The 4,049-nt window shown below is 32.0% G+C and carries 5 protein-coding genes and 3 tRNA genes; 3 read left to right on the top strand and 5 right to left on the bottom strand.

Annotated elements, in window-relative coordinates; all coding sequences use genetic code 11:
- The coding region (locus CKF59_RS07425; RefSeq protein WP_222985705.1) for a hypothetical protein at positions 1-1,007 on the bottom strand (1,007 nt) is incomplete at its 3' end.
- 206 nt (positions 1,008-1,213) lie between these two features.
- Here CKF59_RS07425 and rsfS point away from each other — a divergent pair.
- The 3 genes from rsfS to murI are packed head-to-tail and all read left to right on the top strand — an operon-like array spanning position 1,214 to position 2,949.
- Positions 1,214-1,540, top strand: a complete 327-nt coding sequence (gene rsfS / locus CKF59_RS07420; protein WP_119535276.1) for a ribosome silencing factor — start codon at positions 1,214-1,216, stop codon at positions 1,538-1,540.
- Positions 1,541-1,600: 60 nt separating this feature from the next.
- Entirely contained in the window at positions 1,601-2,068 is a 468-nt protein-coding gene (rlmH, locus tag CKF59_RS07415; RefSeq protein WP_119535275.1) for a 23S rRNA (pseudouridine(1915)-N(3))-methyltransferase RlmH, read from the top strand.
- A 2-nt stretch (positions 2,069-2,070) separates the two neighbouring features.
- Positions 2,071-2,949, top strand: a complete 879-nt coding sequence (murI, locus tag CKF59_RS07410) for a glutamate racemase (protein WP_119535274.1) — start codon at positions 2,071-2,073, stop codon at positions 2,947-2,949.
- A gap of 32 nt (positions 2,950-2,981) precedes the next feature.
- Here murI and CKF59_RS07405 read toward each other — a convergent pair whose 3' ends face one another.
- From CKF59_RS07405 to CKF59_RS07390, 4 genes are all read right to left on the bottom strand, one after another.
- On the bottom strand, positions 2,982-3,734 hold the full coding sequence (locus CKF59_RS07405; RefSeq protein ID WP_119535273.1) for a Nif3-like dinuclear metal center hexameric protein: 753 nt from the start codon (positions 3,732-3,734) through the stop codon (positions 2,982-2,984).
- Positions 3,735-3,790: 56 nt separating this feature from the next.
- Positions 3,791-3,865 (bottom strand) — tRNA-Gln (locus CKF59_RS07400).
- Between the two features lie 10 nt (positions 3,866-3,875).
- A tRNA-Leu gene (locus CKF59_RS07395) sits at positions 3,876-3,960 on the bottom strand.
- Positions 3,961-3,972: 12 nt separating this feature from the next.
- A tRNA-Gln gene (locus tag CKF59_RS07390) sits at positions 3,973-4,047 on the bottom strand.
- Positions 4,048-4,049 lie beyond the last annotated feature (2 nt).

Raw genomic sequence — 4,049 nt, 5'->3', positions numbered from 1 at the left:
GTTGTTAGGAGTGAAGGGCTATAAACCTCACCTCTTTTTACTGAAACTAATAAAGAGATACAGTTAAAGGTGTAATAAGAAATTCCTAATACAGGTATAACACTAACTAGTTCACCAAGATTAGAAAATCCAAGAGAACTCATAAAATTAACTATGTTTAGATATATAAAATCATAGTATTTAAAATAAATTAATGGTAATAAGCTAATAAAAAGAACTATGGCAAAACCATAACCTGGAATTAGGGACTTATTAACATTTTTAAAAAACTTATCTGAAGTTAATTTTCTTTGGGTAATAACTTCTTCATATCCTGAGCTTTTATTTTTGTAGTTTTTACTTAGCTCTTGAGTAGAAGTAAGATTTAACTCCTTCAAAAGAGAGTCTGCATACTTAAAATATTGATTAAGAGAAACAATATCTTGCTCATGGAGTGTTTTAGGCTCAAGAGTTTTAATAAATCGGTATAACTCTGCATAAAAGTCAATAATTTTCGTGGCAATTAAGCGACGATAATTAACAAATTCTTTATCGGGATTGCTATTTCTCGCAAGGAGGATTTTCTTAATTGCTACTAAATTATTGCTAATGTTTTGCGTAGTTTCAATTTTTGCACTTTGCTTGATAAGTTCTTCAATATCTAACGAATTTGCTTGAGCATCTAAGTTTTTTTCTAATTTACTTAAATTTCCTTTATTTTTACAAAAATTAGCAACCAATAGGGAAAATTCTTGCTGTGAGAAGTCTCGAGCAATATTTAAGTGTTTGGTAAGATTTTTCTTTACCGCTTCATTGATCGCTCTTTGGGCTAAGTAGACAAAGAATGCGTAACCTAGCAGAACTAAGACAAAGTATGTATGGACAAATCCAACAAAAACTATACTAGAAAGTAGAATTACCGCATTTTGTAATTTAGCGGTATAGTTATTAACTCGATATGATACTAACCAATAACAACTGATTACAATGAGTAAAAATAAGATAAATGTAAAAGAAAAAAAGCTCATAGGCTATAAGAAAATTATTTTATAGTTTGGTTAAAAATGCAATACTCAACCTCTGTATTATATTGTTTTTTGTCTTTAAATTCATCTTTTTGTTTAAAAGTCTAGCTGTGTTATAATAAGCAGGCTTAATCCGTATTAAAAATAATAAATCACAACAGTCGTTAATCGTTCTGAATACGGGAAGAAACTATAAGGTTAAATTTTTCATGATTATAGAATCACAGGAACAAATTTGTGCTTTAATTTTAGATAAACTAGATGATTTAAAAGCTCAAGAACCTTGCGAGATTGATGTAACCACTAAGTCATCAGTAACAGATACCATGATTATTGTTACCGGTACATCTGATCGTCATTGTGGAGCTTTAGCTCAGCATTTAATTGATGAAATGAAAAAATTAGGTGTTGAAAATTTTGGTTCTGAAGGTAGAAATACCGGAGATTGGATCGTTGTAGATTTTGGCTCTGTTATGGTGCATATAATGCAAGATGAAGCTAGAAAAGCATATGAGCTAGAAAAACTTTGGTCTTAATATTATTCTTTTACAGTCTTGAGTTTTAGCTCAAGACTTTTTTAGGAAGTAAAAATTATTATGAAGCTTTTTTTAGTAGCTGTTGGAACTTCAATGCCAGCTTGGGTCACCGAAGGATTTAAAGAGTATCAACGCAGATTTCCTAAGGATATGCCTTTAGAGTTAATTGAGATTAATAACAAAAAAAGAGCTAAAAGTGCTGATATTAATCGCATTACTCTTGAGGAAGGTCGTGAGTTATTAAAAGTATGTGGCAAAGGTTATATTGTAACTTTGGATATACCTGGAAAACCATATGATACTCATCAATTAGCAAAAAATCTAAATCGTTGGCAAAATGATGGACGTGATGTTTTTCTTTTAATTGGAGGTCCTGAAGGACTTAGTGATGAAGTAAAACAAGCTGCTCATGAATCTTGGTCGATTTCAAATTTAACTATGCCTCACCCTTTAGTTAGAGTTGTGGTTGCTGAAGCATTGTACCGTGCTTGGAGTTTAAATAATAATCACCCATATCATAGGGAGTAAATATGAAGCACAAACCAAGAATATTGTTTTTTGATTCGGGAGTTGGTGGGCTTTCACATTTAAAATCTGTAGAAAATACGTTTTTTGATTTTTTTGAATACTATTATTTATTTGATAACCAGTTATTTCCTTACTCAGAAAAGCCAGATAATCTTTTAATTGAAAAACTAGTTCCTCTAATTGATCGAGCAATTACCGAGTTAAAAATAAATTTAGTAGTTATAGCTTGTAATACCGCTTCAACTTTGATTCTTGATCAGCTGAGAGCTAGAGTAAAGATTCCTATTATTGGAGTTGTTCCTGCTTTAAAGCCTGCTGTTGAATACTTAGTTAAGACAGGACAGACTGATAGAGCTGTGGGATTATTAGCTACTAAAGCAACTATAGCTAGACCATATGTATTAAAATTAATAGAGTTTCATACAGCCCCTATAGGACAAAATGTTTCCTTACTAGGAACTACTGATTTAGTTGAATATGTAGAGAATAAAATTCGTCACAAGCCTACAACTAAAGATTTAAAGAAAATTTTAGCTCCTTGGTTAAATAATACTGAATTAAATCTCGGAGTTATTGTTTTAGCTTGTACCCATTTCCCGTTAATCAAAGAAGAAATTCAAGAGCTTTTCCCTAATATTTTATTAATTGATACTTGTTTTGCAATTGCAAGACGTATTGGGGTTATCTATGGCTTTTTTAAACAAAAAGAAATAGAAGCTCAAAGACGTGAGTTTGTTGAGTACTTGAGAAAGATAAAAGGTCAATTACATGATCCTGTAACTAATAAACACTTATTAAGTACGAAAAATCTAACTGAACAAGAGTTTGTTGAACTACAACATCATGGATTTGCTGATTACACCCATTTTCCTCATAAATAAAAAACAGCCCAACTTTAGGGCTGTTTTTTTATTTATGCAGGGTTTGGACAGTCTTTAAAAATAACTTCAAGATTATAGGTCTGAGCTAAGTATTCACCTAAAACTTTTATTCCATATCTTTCACTGTCGTGATGTCCCATAGCAATATAATGGATTCCTTGTTCAACGGCAGAGTGAGTTGTATATTCTGAAATTTCTCCTGAGAGATAAATATCACAACCTAGAGCATAGGCTTTATCAATAAAAGTTTGTCCACCTCCTGAGCAAATACCAACTTTTTGGATTTTTTCTTTTCCGTTTTTACCTATATGTAATACTTTTTTACCTAATTTCTCTTCAACTAGAGCGACAAATTTTTGAATCTCAACTGGAGAATCATATTGACAAACTAAAATTTCTGCAGATTTATCGGTATAGAAGTAATTAGGTAAATTAAATAATTTTGCTAATTCTACATTATTACCAAATTGCAAATTGAAATCTAAAGGTAAGTGATATGCCAAAAGATTTAGATCATTTTTAATAATTTTCTTAATTCTTTGATAGTGATATCCGGTAATTCTCGGATCAAGATTTTTCCAAAAATAACCATGATGAACTAAAATGGCATCTGCTTGCACAGATATAGCATAGTCAATAAGTTCTTGACTTGCAGTTACTCCAGTAACGATTTTTTTAATCGTATCCTTACCTTGAATTTGTAAGCCATTTACTGTTCCATCAGAATATTTTTCAGGAGTTAAAATATTATTTATGATTTTTTCTAGTTCAAAATTATTTAGCATAAAGTTTTATATATAAAAAAAGACTTATATGAGTATATCATATAAGTCATGAAAAATGGCTGGGGTACTAGGATTTGAACCTAGGGATGACGGGATCAAAACCCGTTGCCTTACCGCTTGGCGATACCCCAACATTATCGGTGGTGCGGGAAAGGAGACTTGAACTCCTACACCTCTCGGCGCCAGAACCTAAATCTGGTGCGTCTACCAATTTCGCCATTCCCGCAGAACAAAAAAATGGCTGGGGTACTAGGATTCGAACCTAGGGATGACGGGATCAAAACCCGTTGCCTTACCGCTTGGCGATACCCCAAC

The organism is Psittacicella gerlachiana (genome assembly GCF_003585965.1).
In the GTDB taxonomy this organism is placed as follows: domain Bacteria; phylum Pseudomonadota; class Gammaproteobacteria; order Enterobacterales; family Psittacicellaceae; genus Psittacicella; species Psittacicella gerlachiana.
This window is presented reverse-complemented; position numbering and strand designations above follow the sequence as displayed.